Raw genomic sequence first — 16,463 nt, 5'->3', positions numbered from 1 at the left:
TTTTCTTTGCTTTTCCCCGGTCCCTGGTCCCCAGTCCCCGGTCCCCCCTGCTTACTTCTTCGGCGCGTAGATCGGCGTCAGCAGGTCCGGCTTGCCTTCGATCCGCTCCAGGTGCGGGTACTTCAGGCCGTCGAAGTACGACAGCTTGATCGTGCGGAACAGGTCGAACTCCTTCACCAGCAGCGTGATCGGCTGCTTGCTGTCCTTCGCGGCCTTGACCGCGTCTTCCAGGATCTCGCCGCTGTACGCGCGATCGTTGACCGCCACGATGGTCATGCCCGGGCCGATGCCGGCCTTGAACGCCGGGCTGTCCCAGCGCACGTCGGACACGGTGCTGTCCTTGCCCACGCTCAGGCCCAGCGAATACAGGAAGTCCGCACCGCCGCCGTACTCGGCCTGCGCGGCCTTGGCGTACGCATTGGGCTTGTCCTTGTAGACCAGCTTCCAGCCCGAGGCCTCGATGCCGCCGGTGAGCGGCTTGCGGCCGTCGAGGCGATCGCGCAGGAACGTGTTCCAGTCGTAGGGCTCGATCGAATTGAGCGTGGCCACCACGTCGTCGAAGGTGTATGGGTTCACCTTCCAGTCGCCGTTGTTGATGCCGAAGAACTTCTTCGCGAAGTCGTCCAGCGAATGCTTGCCGCCGCTCTTCTGGCGCAGCAGGGCGTCGGTTTCCAGCCAGATCATCTGGCCGCCGGAGTAGTAGTCCTCGCTCAGCTGCCAGCTGCGATACGCCTTCGGCAGGCGCTTGGCGACGATCGGATCGTTGGTGGTGTCCTGCAGCGCGCGCCATTCCAGGCCCGGGCGGTTGTCGGCGTAGTTGGCCGCGACCAGCGCCAGCGCGTCCTTCGCGGTGTCGAAGGTGCGCAGGCCCGCGCGCGCGGTGATCACGTTGCCCCAGTACTGCGTCTGGCCTTCGTACACCCACAGCAGGCTGCCCTGCATCGGCGTGTTGAAGTTCGGCGTGGCAAGGTCCGCGCCGCGGCGGTACTTGCCGTCCCACGAATGGTTGAACTCGTGCGCGAGCAGGTCGCTGCTGCCGGTCTTGGGATCCCACGAGGTGAAGTACTTCGGGCCCACGCCGTTCTCGCTGGAACGCTGGTGCTCCAGGCCGTTGCCGGACATCTGCGAGCTGAGCGAGAACAGGAAGTCGTAGTGGTCGTAATGGTGCGCGCCGTACAGCTTGTACATCTGCTGCACGAGGTTGCGGTGCGCCTGCAGGTGGTCGGGCTTGGCTTCGAGGTACTTCGCGTCGTCGGCGACGACGTTCAGGCGCACCGGCACCGGGCCGTTGGGGTCGAGGTCGTAGGTCTTGAAGTACTTGCCCGCGTAGATCGGCGAGTCGGCGAGCACTTCGAAGTTCACCGGCTTGTACGTCACCGTGTCGCCGGCGCGCGCCTGCGTTTCGAGCGCGGTGGCGGCCTGCCAGCCGGCCGGGTACTTCACGGTGGGCGCGAAGGTGATCGCGCTGGCGTCGTAGCCGGCGGGATACAGCGACATCGCGATCCACTGCAGGTTGAGCATCGCCGGCGTCATGACGACGCGGCCCTGCATGTTGTCGGTGGGCGAGAGGAACTGGAACGCGACGTCGAGCTGCGTGGCGCCGGCCGGCACGTCCACCTTGAACGCGAACACGTCGAGCGGATCGCGCACCCATTCCAGGCGCTTGCCGTTGGCGGAGATCTCCAGGCCCGCGATCTTGTCGACGCGGCCGTAATCGGCGTGGCTGCCCGGCAGCCATTTCGGCAACAGCAGCGTCATCGGCCCGGTCTGCTGCACCGGGATCTTCTGCTTCACCTGGAAGATGCGCTGCGACAGGTTGGTCGCGTCCACGTCGATGGCGATCGTGCCGGGATACGGCGTCTTGCTCGCGGCATACACCGGCGCCTGCGGCGAGGTCTGCGCGAAGGCGGCGGGCGCGGCGGCGAGCGCGGGCAGCGCCAGCAGCAGCGAAAGAGCGAGCACGGTCGGACGTGGCATTGCGGATCCCCCAGGAGGTGTCGAAAGGCGAAACGCCGATCGTCTGTCATGGAGCCCCCGCGCAACCCCTGCCATTCGGCATGGTCGCGCGGGCCGCGGTCGCATTCAGTGCGGCTTGAAGCTTCACGCGGCGCGGGCGTAGGGTGCGGCCTCCCCCGACATGGAGTCCGCCATGGCCCCCTCGACCCGCATCGCCTGCGTCGCCTTCACGGTGTTCGCGTTGTCCGCCTGCACGTCCACGCCGCACGGCGATGACGCCGTCGCATCGTCCGGCACGATGGCGCCCGCGCCCGCCGCCGATGCAGGCACCGCTGCCCCCGCAACGCCGGCGCAGCAGTGCAACGCCGACGCCGCGCAGTCCGCGGTGGGTCAGGTGGCCTCGGATGCCGTGGTCGAAAAGGCGCGGACGGATGCGGGCGCGACGGTCGCGCGCACGCTCAAGCCCAACCAGGCGGTGACGATGGAATACCGCTTCGATCGCCTGAACCTGCGCGTCGACGCGAAGAACGTCGTCGAGTCGGTGGCCTGCGGCTGAGCCCGCCCTAGGTCAACGGCGAACCGGCGAGGATCATCTTCGCCAGTTCCGGTTCGCCGCTTTCGATCAGCTGCACCGGCGTCTTGCGGAAGCCGCTGAGCACCATCGCTTCGCTCAGGCACCACTCGCGTTCTTCGCGCGTCAGCGTGCGGCTGCCCGCGGCCACGTCCTGCAGCGTTTCGCGCGTGGGCTGCACGTCGACGGGTTCGGCGGGCGTCTGGTGCACCGGCGTCGGCAGCGCGCGGATGCGTGCGCCGGCTTCGATCAGCATCCGCATGCGCAGGCGCGCGGCTTCGGCGGCGGGGATGTTGTCGTTGACGCCTGGGACGGCGTCGGCGAGGGCCTGGCGCAGTTCGTCGCGTTCGCGGCGCACGCGCAGCTGCGCCTCCGGCGATTCCTCCGTGTTCGACAGCCCCAGGATCGCGTCCTCGATGCGCGCGCGGAGCGGGCTCGATTCGAAATCCGGCACGGCGCGGCGCAAGGCGGTGCCGCAGTCCAGCAGCAAGGCGCGCAGGGAGCTCATGCGTTGGCATCCTTGCGATCGGCGTCGGTCAACTCTGCCGCGGCCGGGACCGGCGGCGCCTCGTCCTCGGCCACGTGGTGGCTGCGCGCCTCGTCGGCGTCGACGGGCTGGTGTTGCAGGAAGCGGTTCTCGGCGGTTTTCTCGACGATCCGGTGGCTGTGCTTGTTGTGCATGGCGCGGCTCCCGCGGGAATCCCGGGGGAGCCTAGACCGGCGGATGTTGTGGCCGCGTCACTTCAGGGTGCGATCGAACAATTCCAGGATCCGGCGGTACTCGTCGTACCAGCTGTCGGGGTGCGTGAAGCCGTGGCGTTCCAGCGGATACGGCGCCAGTTCCCACTTGTCCTTGCGGAGCTCGATGAGCTTCTGCGTCATCATCACCGAGTCCTTGAAGAACACGTTGTCGTCGATCATGCCGTGGGCGATGAGCAGCGAATCCTGCAGGCCGGCGGCGTATTCGATCGGCGAGGAGACCTTGTAGGCCTCCGGGTCGAGTTCCGGCGTGTTGAGGATGTTGGCGGTGTACTCGTGGTTGTACTGCGACCAGTCGCTCACCGGGCGCAGCGCGGCGCCGGCCTTGAACACGCCGGGCTGCTTGAACAGCGCCATGAACGTCATGAAGCCGCCGTAGCTGCCGCCGTAGATCCCGACATGCGCGCGGTCGCCCTGCTTGTTGGCGACGATCCAGTCCAGGCCGTCGAGGTAATCCTCGAGCTCCGGCGTGCCCATGCGGCGATAGATGTCGGTGCGCCACTTGCGGCCGTAGCCTTCGGAGGCGCGGTAGTCGAGGTCGAGCACGATGTAGCCGCGCTGCACGAGCAGGTCATGGAACATCTGCTCGCGGAAGTAGTTCGGATAGCGCGTGCTGACGTTCTGCAGGTAACCGGCGCCGTGCACGAACATCACGATCGGGTACGTGCGGCCGGCTTCCATCTGCTTCGGGCCGTAGTACTTGCCCCAGATGGTGCCCGCACCGTGCTTCGACGGGATCTGCACGTACTCCGGCTGGATCCACGTGCGCGCGCGGAACTGCGGCGTGCGCGTGTCGGTGAGTTCGGCCAGGCCTTCGCCGTTGGCGCCGATCACCGCGACCTGCGGCGGGATGTAGCTGCCGGAGTGGCGCACCAGCACCTTCGCCTCGTCGGGCGAGAGCACGAAATCCTCGACGCCATCCAGCGCCGTCACTTCGCGCACCGCGCCGCCGTTGCGATCGACGCTGCACACTTCGTAATCGCCCGGCCACGCGCGGTTGCACAGGAAGAAGAAGCGCTTGCCGTCGCCGGTGAGCACCGGCTGCGAGGTTTCCCAGTTGCCCGACGTCAGCGCGCGCGGCGCGCCGTTGCCGTCGGCGATGTACAGGTGCGAATAGCCGTCCTGCTCGGAGAGGAACCACAACGCGCCATCGGGCGCGAAGCCGAAATCGTTGAAGCCCCAGTTGATCCAGGCCGGATCGGTGAGGCGATGGCGCGACTGCAGCTTCGCGTTGGCGAAATCGACGGTGGCGATCCAGCGATCCTTGTTGTCGATCGCGCGGACCATCACCGCGGCCTGACGGCCATCGGGCGTGAAGCGGATCGACGGCGGGCCGCTGTTGTCGCCGGAGGTGAGCACCTGCACGTCGCGCGCGCCCTTCAGCGCGGGCTTCTTCGCGGCCTTGCGCATCGCGGCGAGCGGATCGACGTCGATGCCGGGCAGCGCGTCGAACTTCAGTTCGCGCACGCTCGCGCCGTTGACGTCGACGAGCCACAACCGCTGCGGCAGCGGCGCGTTGTGGCCGACGCGCGTGCGCACGTCTTCGAATTCCTCGTACCCCGATTCGGTCACGTACTTCGGCATCTTGCCGGCGGTGCCGGTGTCGGCGCCCTTCGCGGTGGTGACGACCAGCAGCCAGCGGCCGTCGGGCGACAGCGCGCTGTCGGCGATCTCGACGTCGTCGCCGAGGAACGCCGGCGCGGGTGCGCGCGTCGGATCGGCCTTGCGCCAGGCGTCGCTCTGTTCGCGCGCGGCGTCCTTCTGCGCGCGGTCATTGCGCAGCGTGTCGATCAGGCGCAACTGGCGGTCGCGCAGGTCGTCGGCCTTCGGCGGGGTGTTCGGTGCTTTTTCCGCACGCACGACCGCGGCCTGGCGCACGCCGTCGCGCGCGGTCCAGCGATACCAGTCGTTGGAGACGCGGAACGCGAGGCTGCCGTCGCTGCCCCATTGCGGCTGCGATTCGTCGTCGTTGCTGCGCGTGACCTGCGTGAGCGCGCCGCTGCGCAGGTCGCGCACGAACACGTCGCCGTTGCGCACGAACGCCATGTGCGCGCGCGTCGCGTCGATCACCGGTTGCGCGGCGTCGGCATCGGCGCGCGACGGGCCGTCGAGCACGGTGGCCACGCCGCCGGCGATCGGCTGCACGTAGGTATCGCGGACCGTGGCGCCGGCGCGCTTGCGCAGCGAATACGCACGCTGGCCGTCCCACGACCACCACGCCTGTTCGATCGGCGGGCCGATCCAGTCCGGATCCGCCATCACCTGCGTGAGCGTCAGCGGCGCATCGGCGGTGGCGGCCTGCGGCGCCTGCGGCGCCTGCGCGAAGGCGGGCATCGCGAGGGTGGCGAGGAGGCAGGCGAACGGAAGCAACGGTGCGGCGGCGGGCAAGCGCATCGGGAGTTCTGGCAGGACGGAAGCCGCGCAGCCTAGCAGCCGGGACGGGCGCGGGCCGAGGTCAAAGGTCATGCGGATTCGCGCGAAATCGCCCTACATCCGGGCTCGTGGCGGCGCATGCGCCTGCCCTTCGCGCGCCGGGCCCTGGAACGGTGCGAGCCCATGCACGGCCGGCCCGTTCAGCCGGTGCCCGTCGACCGCATCGAATCGCGAGCCGTGGCAGGGGCAATCCCAGCTGCGCTCGGCGCCGTTCCAGTGCACCACGCAGCCCAGGTGCGGGCACATCGCCGAATGCAGGTGCAGCGCGCCCGCGTCGTCGCGCCACGCGGCCACCTTCTGCAACCCGCAGCGCAACACGGCGCCCTCGCCCGCCGGCAACGCGCCGAGGCCTTCGATCTCGCCGGCGCTCATCCAGTCGGCGTAGTACGGCACGAAGTTGAGCGTTTCGCGCACGAAGGCATCGGCGGCGCGCAGGTTGAGGCGGCTCGGCGAATACAGCGCGCGCAGCGGCGAATCGCCGTCGACGATCAGGTCGGCGATCAGCGCGCCGGCGATCGTGCCGTGCGTGAGGCCGTTCCCGGAATCGCCGGTGGCGATGTACACGTTGTCGGCGAAGCCGGGGTTGTGGCCGAGGAAGGCGAGGCCATCGATCGGTTCGATCACCTGCCCCGACCAGCGATAGCCCACGTCCAGCGCGTCGGGGAAATGGTGGCGCGCCCAGGATTCCAGGACTTCGTAGCGCACGGCGGGTGCGTCGTCCTGCCCGGTCTTGCGGTCTTCGCCGCCGACGACCAGCCACGTGCCGTTCCGCGCATGGGCGATGCGGACGTAGTGGTAGGGCTCGCACATGTCCCACAGCAGCGCGTCGGGCACCGCGCCCGGATCCAGCCGCAACGCAATCACGTACGTGCGGTACGCGGCCTGTTTCGCGTGGATGGCGATGCGGTCGTTGAAGGGCACGTTGGTCGCGACGACGACCGCCTCGGCCTGCACGCGCGCGCCGTTGGCGCAGGTGGCGCCGGCGTTCGCACCGCCGTCCACCGCATCGACGCGGGTGTGCGTGTGCAGGCGACCCCCGAGTTGCACGAACGCCCGCGCGAGCCCGCCGAGGTAATCGAGCGCGTGGAAGCGCGCCTGCCGCGGGAATCGCAACGCATCGCCGAAGGCCGCCATCGCCCCCGGCGGGGCCGCGACGCGTTCGACCGCGATGCCGGCCCGGCGCGCGGCCGCGAACTCGTCGTCCAGCAGCCGCGCGGTGCGCGCATCGTCATGCCCCCGCACCAGGTACCCGTCGACCCGCGCGAACCCGCAGACGATGCGTTCGTCGATGCAGGTGCGTTCGATCATGTCGATCGCCACGCCGTGGCTGTGCGCGGCCAGGCGCGCGCCCTGTTCGCCGTGCAGGTGTTCGAGGCGGCAGTAGCGATCGTCGAGGGCGTCGGACAGGTGGCCCGTGGTGCGCGCGGTCTGGCCGTCGTGGAGGTCGCCTTCTTCCAGCACGACCACGTCCGCGCCGGCGCGCGCCAGGCGGTACGCCGTGGTCAGGCCGGCGATGCCGGCGCCGACGATGCAGACGCGCGCATGCGCATCCGCGGATAGGGGCGCGAAAACAGGCGGATCAGCCGTCGCCATCCATAGGGAGCGACTGGCGCTTTTGCGTTCGGAGGTCGGAGTGCGTTGCATCGACTCACCTGCATTCGCGCGTGATCCAGCCTAGCCCCCGTTGCGGTGATGGGTGCGTGGACTGCGCGCGCACGGGCGTATTCATCGGCGGGGCACGGCCGGGTTCGGGGCGGGCGGATGCGATGCCTCCCTCACGATCGGGGAAGTTCTTCACGCATGCGGGAATTGCGGGTTCCGTCACAACGTCGTTTCCTACACAATCGTCGCGACTTTCGACGGGCCCGCGATGCACGCTTTCGTCTACAAGAGCCTCCGACAGGCCGACACCTACGTGTACCTCGCTGCGCGCGACGACTTCGCCCGCCTGCCGACGCCGTTGCGCACGCAGGTGGGCGAGTTGCGCTTCGTGCTCGAGGTGGCGCTGACCCCGGAACGCAAGCTGGCCCTGGCCGATCCCGCCGTGGTGCGCGAAAACCTCGCCACGCGCGGCTTCTACGTGCAGTTCCCGCCCACGATGGCGGACCCGATGACGGAAGACTGGGGCACCGATGGCTGAGCCCGCGCGCCGGTCATTGCGCATCGCGGCCGCGGCCCTGGCGGGCGTGGCCCTGTCGCTGGCGACCGGGTTCGATGCCGCGCTCGTCGCCGGGATCGCGGGCGCCCTGGCGCAGCCGGCCCATGCGCTGGCGGTGTCGTGGTGGCGCGGCACGCGCACCTCGTCCCGCTGGCCGCGCGATGCGGGCGCCCTCGCCAGCTTGTGGGCGGGCGGGCTCGTCGTCGCCGCGATCCTGGTGGTCTGGCCCCTGGCCGCGCTGCGCGAGACCGGCAGCCTGTCGGCCGCGATCGGCCTGAGCCTCGCCGCCGGCGTCGGCCTGCTGCTGCTGTGGCGCACCTGGCCGGTGTGGCACGTGCTGGAACGCGAAGGCGGCCCGATCGGCAACGCGTGGCGCAGCCTGGGCGAACTGGAAATCGGTGCGTGGCGCGGGCTCGGCGTCGCCGCGATCGTGGCGGCGATCCTCGGCGCGATCCTCGCGCTCGCCTGGCCGGGCGTGTTGCCGGCGCCGATGCGCTGGCCGGTGGCGATCGCGCTCGCGCTCGGCGGGTTCGGGCTGCACTGGGTGCTGCAGGTGATCGCGACGGCGTCGCCGCTGCCCTTCGAACAACTGCTCGCGGCCGCGGACACGGACGATGCGCCGCTCGAACCGATCGCGCTGCACGACGACCTCGACGTCGCGCTGTACGCCGCCGCGCGCGGTGGCCGCGTGGATCGCGCCCTCGCGCTGCTCGATGCCGGCGCCAACGGCCATGCGCTGCCGCCGGACGACGAACGCGACCAGCGCACGTTGCCGATGCTCGCCGCGATCCTCCCGGACCTGCGCCTGCTGCGCATGCTCATCCAGCTCGGCGTCGACGTGAATGCCGCGCACGCCGGCATGGCGCCGCTGCTCGCCGCCACGCGCGACAGCTGGCACGGCCGCCCGGAAGCGGTGATGACGCTGCTCGCCAACGGTGCCGACCCGCGCGTCGCCGATGCCGACGGCAACACGCCGCTGCACCACGCCGCGCGCAGTTCCGATCCCGGCGTCGCCGCGCTCCTGCGCGATGCCGCGGCGGAAGTCGACGCGATCAACCACGACGGCCTCACGCCGCTCGGCATCGCGTGCGCGGCCGGCAACTGGCGCCTTGCGCGCTTCCTGCTCGAACGCGGCGCCAAGCCCGAACGCGCCGGCGCCACGCCGGTGCTGCTCGCCGCCGCCGGCACGGAAGAAGACGATGTCGCCGGCGTGCAGCTGCTGCTGAAGCACAAGGCGAAGGCCGACGCACGCGACGCACGCAGTCGCAGCGCCCTGCACGAAGCCGCGCGCGCGGGGCATGTCGAGATCGTCGACATGCTGGTCGCCGCCGGCGCCGACGTGCAGGCGCAGGACATCGACGGCCGCACGCCGTGGCTCGAAGCCGCGCGCGGCGGGCACCTGGAAGTCCTCGAACACTTGCTGCTGCATCGCCCGCAACTCGCGCATGCCGACCACGACGGGCGCGATGCGCTGATCCTGTCCGCCACGGCGGACGGCGCGACGCCCGCGCTGGTGCAGCGTTTGCTGGAACTCGGCCTGGATCCGATGCGCCGCGACAACGAAGGCAAGCGCGCAGCCGATCATGCGGCGGCCGCGGGGCGCTGGTCGCTGGTCTCCGCACTGGATCCGGCCTATCCGCTGCCGGCGGCCGTGGCCGATGGTGGTGCTGCAACGGCCATCGATCGCGCACCGGTGACGTTGATGCGCGATGCGTTGCGCGAAGGACGCTTCGGCGACCTGCACACGGTCGCGGGGCTGCTGTCGCCGCGCGAACTCGGCGTGCAGTTGCGCGAAGCCGCGACGGGGGCCAATCCCGGCGCGCGCATCGACTGGCTGCTCGCCAACGGCGCCGATCCCGACGTGCGCGAAGGCCTGGAGGACAACGCGATGTTCGCGTTGCTCGCGCAGGGCCCGGCCGCGGCAGGCGCGGTGCAGGCGTTGTTGCGTCGCGCGGTGTCGCCTGCGGGTGCGGGCGGACTGGCGCGGTTCCTCGGCGGGTGCGTCGCCAGCGACCACGCGGGTCGCGGCCTGGAACAACTCGCACTGGATTTGCTCGAACGCGGCGCCGATCCGTATGCGCCCTCGCCCGCCGGCGATCCGCCGCTCGCGCTGGCCGTGCGCCTGGGCTGGTTGCGCGTGGTCGAACGCCTCGTCGCGCACGGCGTCGATCTCGATGCGCGCGATTCGCACGGCATGACGGCGTTGCATCTCGCCGCGGCGCTCGGGCGCGAATCGGCGTTGAAGTCGCTGATCGCGCAGGGCGCGAATCCCGACATGCGCGCGGCCGATGGCCAGACGCCGCTCGGCGTTGCGTTGTCGTCGGGGCGTCGCGATCTCGCCGATTGGCTCGACTGGCGCGGCTGGCCGTTGCCGGGGCGTCCGTTGCAGGCCGGCGATCTTCCGTCCGCGGCGATCGTCGGCGAGGCCGATGCGGTGCGCCGCCTGCTCGATCTCGGCTTGCCCGTCGATGCGACGGATACGCAAGGCTGCACCGCGTTGTTGCGTGCGGCCGGTGGCGGGCATCGTGCGGTCGTCGACCTGTTGCTCGATCGCGGTGCGGATCCGCGCATCGCCGCGCGCTCCGGCGCGACGCCGTTATCGGCCGCCGTGAGCATGCGCCAGGCCGACATCGTCGAACGCCTGCTCGCCGCCGGTGCGCCGCTCGAACAACGTTTGCCGGGTGAAGTGACGGTGCTGATGCTCGCCGCCGCGCTTGGTTTGCCGGATCTCGTCGCGCGCTTGCTGACCGCCGGCGCCGACGTGCATGCGAGCGATGCGCAAGGCCTGGCGCCGCTGCATTGCGCGGCGCTCTACGGATTCACCGCGCGCGAACGCCCGCGTCTCGTCGCGTTGCTCGATACGTTGCTGCTCGCGGGCGCGGAAGCCGACCAGCCCGCGGCCGGTGGCGTCACGCCGCTGCTGCTGTTGCTCGGTGCGCGCGCCGAGCCGGGCACGGCATGCGACGAAGACGTCGTGCTCGCCGGCCTCGAACGCCTGCTCGACGAAACCGTCGCGCTCGAAGCACGCGATCCGCGCGGCTTCGGTCCGCTGCACCTCGCGGCGTTGCATGGCTTGTTGCAGGTCGTGCAGCGCCTGATCCGCGCGGGTGCGGATCCCGACCTGCGCGACGGCCTCAACCGCAGCGCGCGCGAGATTGCGGTGATGCGCGGCTTCGTGGATGTCGCCGCGGAGTTCGTGCCTGCCACGCCGGGCGGCGTGTCGATGGCGCGGTTCCTGCGCGAACCGCGCTGAAACCGCTGGACTAGACGTCTTCCTGGCGCGCCGCCGCGGTCTGCGTCGTTGATTCGCGCGCGGAGCGTTCGGCCGGCGGCGTCGACAAGCCCTTGAGGTCACCTTCGCCACGGTCGGCGCCGAAGAGCTGTTCGAGTTCCTTGCGCGCCTGCTGCGAGGTCTGGATGAGCGCGGCTTCGTCGTCGTAGACCAGGTATTGCGTGCGCAGCAGCGCTTCGTCGTGCTCGCGGAATTGCTGCACGCGATCGGCGGCGACGTCCGGCGGCAGGCCCAGTTCCTGCAACACGTGCTGGCCCATCACCAGGCTGGAGTGGAACGTCTCGCGCACCACCTGCGCGCCGAGGTCGAACAACTCCCATGCATGGCGGCGATTGCGCGCACGCGCGAACACGGTGGCTTCCGGGAACTGGCGGCGGATCGCCCGCACGGTGCGCAGGTTGGTTTCGACGTCGTCGACCGCGATCACGAACACCTGCACGTCCGACGCGCCCGCCGAACGCAGCAGGTCGGCGTTGGCCGGATCGCCGTAGTAGATCTTGCTGCCGAAGCGGCGCAGGAATTCCACCTGCTCCTGGCTGTGCTCGATCGCGATGAACGGGATGCGCTGCGCCGCCAGCATGCGTGCGACAACCTGGCCGAAGCGCCCCATGCCCGCGATCAACACCTTCGGCTCGGCTTCCGGCGTGATCGTGTCGAACGGTTTCTCGGGCGCCGGTTGCGCGGCGAGCCAGCGCGACAGGCCGATGTACAGCGGCGGCGTGAGCGCCATCGACAAGCCGACGATCGCCACCAGCTGCGCGCGTTCGACCGCGTTGATCAGCCCGGCGCGCATCGCATCGCCGAACACGACGAATGCGAACTCGCCGCCCAGCGCCAGCACGCTGCCCAGCAGCAGCGCCTCGCGCTTGCCCAGCCCGCCGGGCTTGATGCCGATGAGGAACAGCAGCGCGAACTTGATCGACATCAGGGCGAGCACGCCGAACACGACGAGCGCCGGATCGCGCGCGATGCCCAGCACGTCGATCGACATGCCGATGGCAATGAAGAACAGGCCGAGCAACAGGCCTTCGAACGGTTTGATCTGCGCTTCCAGTTCGTGGCGGAACTCCGAGTCGGCGAGCAGCACGCCGGCGAGGAATGCGCCGAGGCCCATCGTCAGGCCCGCGATCTGCATCAGCCACGCCGCGCCCAGCACCACGAGCAACGCGCTGGCAGTGAACACCTCGGGCATGTTGGTCTTCGCCACCACGCGGAACATCTGCCGCAGCAACAGGCGACCGCCGATCACGACGCCGGCGATCGCGCCGACGGCCTTGGCGATGGCCATCCACGACACGCCGTTGCCATGCGCGCCGCCGAGCAGCGGGATGGCCGCCAGCAACGGGATGGCCGCGAGGTCCTGGAACAGCAGGATCGCGAACGCGAGGCGGCCATACGAGGTGGTGAGCGCCTTGCGTTCGGCGAGCAGTTGCAGGCCGACGGCCGTCGACGAAAACGCGAGCCCGATGCCGACGACGATCGCGCCGGCATGGTTGATGTTGCGAAACACCACGAGCGAGGCCAGCGCGATGCCGCACGTGAGCATCTGCAACCCGCCCGCGCCGAACACCGGTTTGCGCATCACCTTCAGGCGCGTGGGCGACAACTCCAGGCCGATGACGAACAGCAGCATGACCACGCCGATTTCGCTGGCGGCCAGCACGGGCGCAACGTCGCGGATCACGCGCGCGCCATACGGCCCGAGGATCACGCCCACCACGAGATAGCCCAGCACCGCACCCAGCCCGAAACGACGGAACACCGGCACCGCGATCACCGCGGCCAGCAGGAACACCAACGCCAGTTCGAGCCCGCCACTTCCGTGCATGGGGTTACCTCCGGTCACCTGTGCCGAATACTGCCACGCGCGTATGGCTGAGCCGTTGCGCGCAATCCCGCTGCGACCCTAGCATCGCCGGGCGCGGGCGGGGTGCCTGCCGGGGGAACACAAGGATGCGACGGACGTGGATGATGGGGTTGCTCGCGTGCGCGATGGCGCTGATGGCGTCGCTGGTTTCGGCGCGCGAGCCGGAAGTGAAGACGGTGGATGTCGATGCCGACATCGTGATCGCGCAGGACGGCAGCGTGCGCGAGATCGACGTGGGCAAGGACGTGGCGCCGGGCGTGGCGGCGCTGGTGGAGAAGGCCGTGAAGCAATGGCGCTTCGAACCGGTGGTGCGCAACGGCAAGCCGGTCATGGCGAAGACGGGCCTGACGATGGACCTGGCCGCGACGAAGGTCGGCGCAGGTTATTCGCTGCGCATCCAGCGCGTGGTGTTCGTCAGTTCGCGCGCCAAGCCGCTGAAGTACGTGGTGCCCGGGATGCCGAGGACGGCGATGGGCAGCGGGATGAACTTCGATGTGCTCGCGGCGATGCGCGTGGATCCGCAGGGCAACGTGGTCGAGGCGGCGTTGTTGTCGCTCCAGGTCCGCGGCGGTCGTCGCGAACCCAAGCACCTGCGCGAAGACTTCGCGGTGGAAGTGGAGCGCGCGCTCAAGCATTCGAAGTTCCGCCCGGCGGACGTCGCCGCCGGCGAACGCGGTGACGATACGTTCTACCTGCCGCTCGATTATCGAAATGCGCTCGGGCGCGGCGCGTCGCTGACCATCGCCGAACGCTTCGGCGATGCCACGCCCGTGCCGTGGCTCACGCCCGACCAGCAACCGAAGCTGATCGAGCTGCCGGAAAGCAAGGGCGGCATGCCGGTGGCGATGGCGGACAGCGATGTGCGGTTGGCGACGAAAGTCGTGGGCGCCACGCTCTGACACCTGCATCCCGCGCCAACAAGAACGCCCCGCATCGCGGGGCGTTTTCTTTTCCTGCCGGAAGCCGATATCAGCGCTTCATCGAGCCGAAGAACTCGTCGTTGGACTTCGTGTTCTTCATCTTGTCGAGCAGGAATTCCATCGCGGCGATCTCGTCCATCGGGTGCAGGAGCTTCCGGAGGATCCAGATCTTCTGGAGCATTTCCGGCTCGATGAGGAGGTCTTCGCGGCGCGTGCCCGAACGGTTGATGTCGATCGCCGGGTAGACGCGCTTTTCGGTGATGCGGCGGCTCAGGAGCACTTCGGAGTTGCCGGTGCCCTTGAACTCTTCGTAGATCACCTCGTCCATCTTGCTGCCGGTTTCGACCAGCGCGGTGGCGATGATGGTCAGCGAGCCGCCTTCTTCCACGTTGCGCGCCGCGCCGAAGAAACGCTTCGGGCGGTGCAGCGCGTTGGCGTCCACGCCGCCGGTGAGCACCTTGCCGGAGCTCGGGACGACGTTGTTGTACGCGCGGGCCAGGCGGGTGATGGAGTCGAGCAGGATGACGACATCCTTCTTGTGCTCGACCAGGCGCTTGGCGCGCTCGATCACCATTTCGGCGACCTGCACGTGGCGCGCGGCGGGTTCGTCGAACGTGGAGGAGATGACCTCGCCGCGCACGGTGCGCTGCATTTCGGTCACTTCTTCCGGGCGCTCGTCGATGAGCAGCACGATCAGGTGCACGTCCGGGTGGTTGGTGGTGATCGCGGTGGCGACCTGCTGCAGCATCATCGTCTTGCCCGCCTTCGGCGGCGAAACGATCAGTGCGCGCTGGCCTTTGCCCTGCGGCGCCATCAGGTCGAGGATGCGGCCCGAGATGTCCTCGGTGCTGCCGTTGCCGCGCTCCAGCGTGAAGCGGCGGCGCGGGAACAGCGGGGTGAGGTTCTCGAACAGCACCTTGTTCTTCGAGGCTTCCAGCGGCTCGCCGTTGATCGTGTCGACCACCGACAGCGCGAAGTAGCGCTCGCCATCCTTCGGGAAGCGGATGCGGCCGGACAGGTGATCGCCCGTGCGCAGGTTGAAGCGGCGGATCTGGCTCGGCGAGATGTACGTGTCGTCCGGGCCGGCCAGGTAGCTGGCTTCGGCCGCGCGGAGGAAGCCGAAGCCGTCCGGCAGGATTTCGAGCACGCCGTCTGCGGCGACGCCTTCACCGTGGCGCGTGAGCACCTTCAGCAGCGCGAAGATCACGTCCTGCTTGCGGGCGCGGGCCACGCCTTCGGAGATGTTCAGCTGTTCGGCGATCTCCAGCAGCTTCGGCGCAGGCATGCGCTTGAGGTCGCTGAGGGAGTACTGCGGGAAGCCTTCCGGCACGCTCGGCATCGGGCGCTGCGGGAAGTGCTGCTGTTCGTTCGCGCCCTGGTCCTGCGGCATGCCGTCGTCGCGGTAACGCTCGCGCTGGCGGTCTCGGCGGTTGCGGAAGCGGTCGCGGCGGTTGTTGTTGAAGCGGCCCTGGCCATCGCCGCCGTCATCGCCCTGGTCGCCGCCGTCGGCCTGCTGGCCGCCGCCCTGCTGCTGGGGATTCTGGTTCTGGTTCTGGTGTTGCTGCTGGTTCTGGTTCTGGTTCTGGTGCTGCTGGCGCTGCTGCTGGTGCTGCTGCGGCTGTTGCTGCTGCGGCGCCTGCGGTTGCTGCTGCGGCGCCTGCGGGGCCTGCGGCGGCGCGACGGGCGCGCTTTCGGCCGGCGGTGCGCTGGCGGCGGGCGCGGCCGCATCGGTGCTGGCGGCGGCTGCACGCGGCTTGCGCACGCGCTTCTCGGCGACGGCGCCGGAGTCGGAATTCTGGTCGGACAAGTAGGGATCCTCGCTAAGCGGCGAGCGCCCGCGGATGCGCGGGCGGGGTTTCAGGAGAGGGTTTCAGAAGGGTGCGGCGCGCTTTCGCCTGCGCCGGGTGCAGCGAAACTAGCACTGGCCCGACGCGGCGGCAAGCGTGCCCCGCTGATGGCAAGTGTGGAATTCAGCAAGTGTCGGCCGCGCGAAGGCACGGCCGGGGGTCATCTCAGAGCGCCTTGTCCAGCATCTGCGCCAGCTGGGCCTTGCCCACCGCGCCGATCTGGGTGGCCTGGACCTGGCCGTTCTTGAAGAGCAGCAGGGTCGGGATGGAGCGCACGTGGTACTTCATCGCGATGTTGCGGTTCTGGTCGATGTCGACCTTCACGACCTTGGCGCGGCCGGCATAGGTGGAGGCCAGCTCGTCGAGCGCCGGGGCGATCATCTTGCAGGGACCGCACCACGTCGCCCAGAAATCCACCAGCACCGGGCCCTGGGCAGTGAGGACCTGGGCGTCGAAATCGGCGTCGGTGGCGTGGATGACGTTGTCGTTCATGTGCGTCCTCGGAACTGCTTGGGCGTGGGAAGGCAGCCTGGCGCTCGGTGCGCCGCGGGCTGCTGCTAGACTTGGGCGCTATCCGCGGCGGCTTCAAGCCCCGCCCGCACCCCCGAATCGATGGCCGGCAGTCTGCTTCGCGGACGCCCCCCGACGCAAGGGCGACCA

At 69.6% G+C, this 16,463-nt stretch carries 12 protein-coding genes; 4 read left to right on the top strand and 8 right to left on the bottom strand.

Annotated features, from left to right (window positions below):
* Window positions 1-51: 51 nt before the first annotated feature.
* A complete protein-coding gene (locus tag LYSHEL_RS06770) occupies window positions 52-1,977 on the bottom strand; it encodes a M61 family metallopeptidase (protein ID WP_213436983.1) in 1,926 nt (641 codons plus the stop codon).
* A 172-nt stretch (window positions 1,978-2,149) separates the two neighbouring features.
* Between LYSHEL_RS06770 and LYSHEL_RS16095 the strand changes: the two genes are divergently transcribed.
* Window positions 2,150-2,512 carry an I78 family peptidase inhibitor gene (locus tag LYSHEL_RS16095; RefSeq protein ID WP_341868571.1) on the top strand — a complete coding sequence of 121 codons (363 nt, stop codon included), beginning with the start codon at window positions 2,150-2,152 and terminating at the stop codon, window positions 2,510-2,512.
* Window positions 2,513-2,519: 7 nt separating this feature from the next.
* Here the strand turns inward: LYSHEL_RS16095 and LYSHEL_RS06760 are convergent, their stop codons facing one another.
* From LYSHEL_RS06760 to LYSHEL_RS06745, 4 genes are all read right to left on the bottom strand, one after another.
* Complete coding sequence (locus LYSHEL_RS06760; protein WP_213436979.1) at window positions 2,520-3,035, bottom strand: hypothetical protein; 516 nt, start codon at window positions 3,033-3,035, stop codon at window positions 2,520-2,522.
* Window positions 3,032-3,208, bottom strand: coding sequence for a hypothetical protein (locus tag LYSHEL_RS06755; RefSeq protein ID WP_213436977.1), 177 nt, complete (start codon window positions 3,206-3,208; stop codon window positions 3,032-3,034). The genes LYSHEL_RS06760 and LYSHEL_RS06755 overlap by 4 nt, the downstream gene beginning before the upstream one ends.
* 57 nt (window positions 3,209-3,265) lie before the next feature.
* Complete coding sequence (locus LYSHEL_RS06750) at window positions 3,266-5,680, bottom strand: S9 family peptidase (protein WP_213436975.1); 2,415 nt, start codon at window positions 5,678-5,680, stop codon at window positions 3,266-3,268.
* Window positions 5,681-5,773: 93 nt separating this feature from the next.
* On the bottom strand, window positions 5,774-7,312 hold the full coding sequence (locus LYSHEL_RS06745) for an FAD-dependent oxidoreductase (protein ID WP_213436974.1): 1,539 nt from the start codon (window positions 7,310-7,312) through the stop codon (window positions 5,774-5,776).
* Between the two features lie 277 nt (window positions 7,313-7,589).
* On the opposite strand from LYSHEL_RS06745, the gene LYSHEL_RS06740 reads away from it, so the two are divergent.
* Together LYSHEL_RS06740 and LYSHEL_RS06735 are read left to right on the top strand one after the other, a co-directional pair.
* Window positions 7,590-7,859 carry a YcgL domain-containing protein gene (locus tag LYSHEL_RS06740; RefSeq protein WP_213436972.1) on the top strand — a complete coding sequence of 90 codons (270 nt, stop codon included), beginning with the start codon at window positions 7,590-7,592 and terminating at the stop codon, window positions 7,857-7,859.
* Window positions 7,852-11,130: an ankyrin repeat domain-containing protein gene (locus LYSHEL_RS06735; protein ID WP_213436970.1), complete on the top strand. Its 3,279-nt coding sequence runs from the start codon at window positions 7,852-7,854 to the stop codon at window positions 11,128-11,130. Before LYSHEL_RS06740 ends, LYSHEL_RS06735 begins: the two co-directional genes overlap by 8 nt.
* A 10-nt stretch (window positions 11,131-11,140) precedes the next feature.
* On the opposite strand, the gene LYSHEL_RS06730 is transcribed toward LYSHEL_RS06735, so the two are convergent.
* Entirely contained in the window at window positions 11,141-12,997 is a 1,857-nt protein-coding gene (locus tag LYSHEL_RS06730) for a monovalent cation:proton antiporter-2 (CPA2) family protein (RefSeq protein ID WP_213436968.1), read from the bottom strand.
* Window positions 12,998-13,122: 125 nt separating this feature from the next.
* Here LYSHEL_RS06730 and LYSHEL_RS06725 point away from each other — a divergent pair, with 125 nt between their 5' ends.
* Entirely contained in the window at window positions 13,123-13,935 is an 813-nt protein-coding gene (locus tag LYSHEL_RS06725; RefSeq protein WP_213436966.1) for an energy transducer TonB, read from the top strand.
* A gap of 70 nt (window positions 13,936-14,005) precedes the next feature.
* Here LYSHEL_RS06725 and rho read toward each other — a convergent pair whose 3' ends face one another.
* On the bottom strand, window positions 14,006-15,799 hold the full coding sequence (rho, locus tag LYSHEL_RS06720; protein WP_407075177.1) for a transcription termination factor Rho: 1,794 nt from the start codon (window positions 15,797-15,799) through the stop codon (window positions 14,006-14,008).
* 169 nt (window positions 15,800-15,968) lie between these two features.
* Complete coding sequence (gene trxA / locus LYSHEL_RS06715) at window positions 15,969-16,295, bottom strand: thioredoxin TrxA (protein WP_213436963.1); 327 nt, start codon at window positions 16,293-16,295, stop codon at window positions 15,969-15,971.
* Window positions 16,296-16,463 lie beyond the last annotated feature (168 nt).

Origin of the sequence: Lysobacter helvus (assembly GCF_018406645.1) — a bacterium.
In the GTDB taxonomy this organism is placed as follows: domain Bacteria; phylum Pseudomonadota; class Gammaproteobacteria; order Xanthomonadales; family Xanthomonadaceae; genus Noviluteimonas; species Noviluteimonas caseinilytica.
Note: the sequence above shows the minus strand (reverse complement) of the source record. Positions and strands in the feature narration are given on the sequence as shown.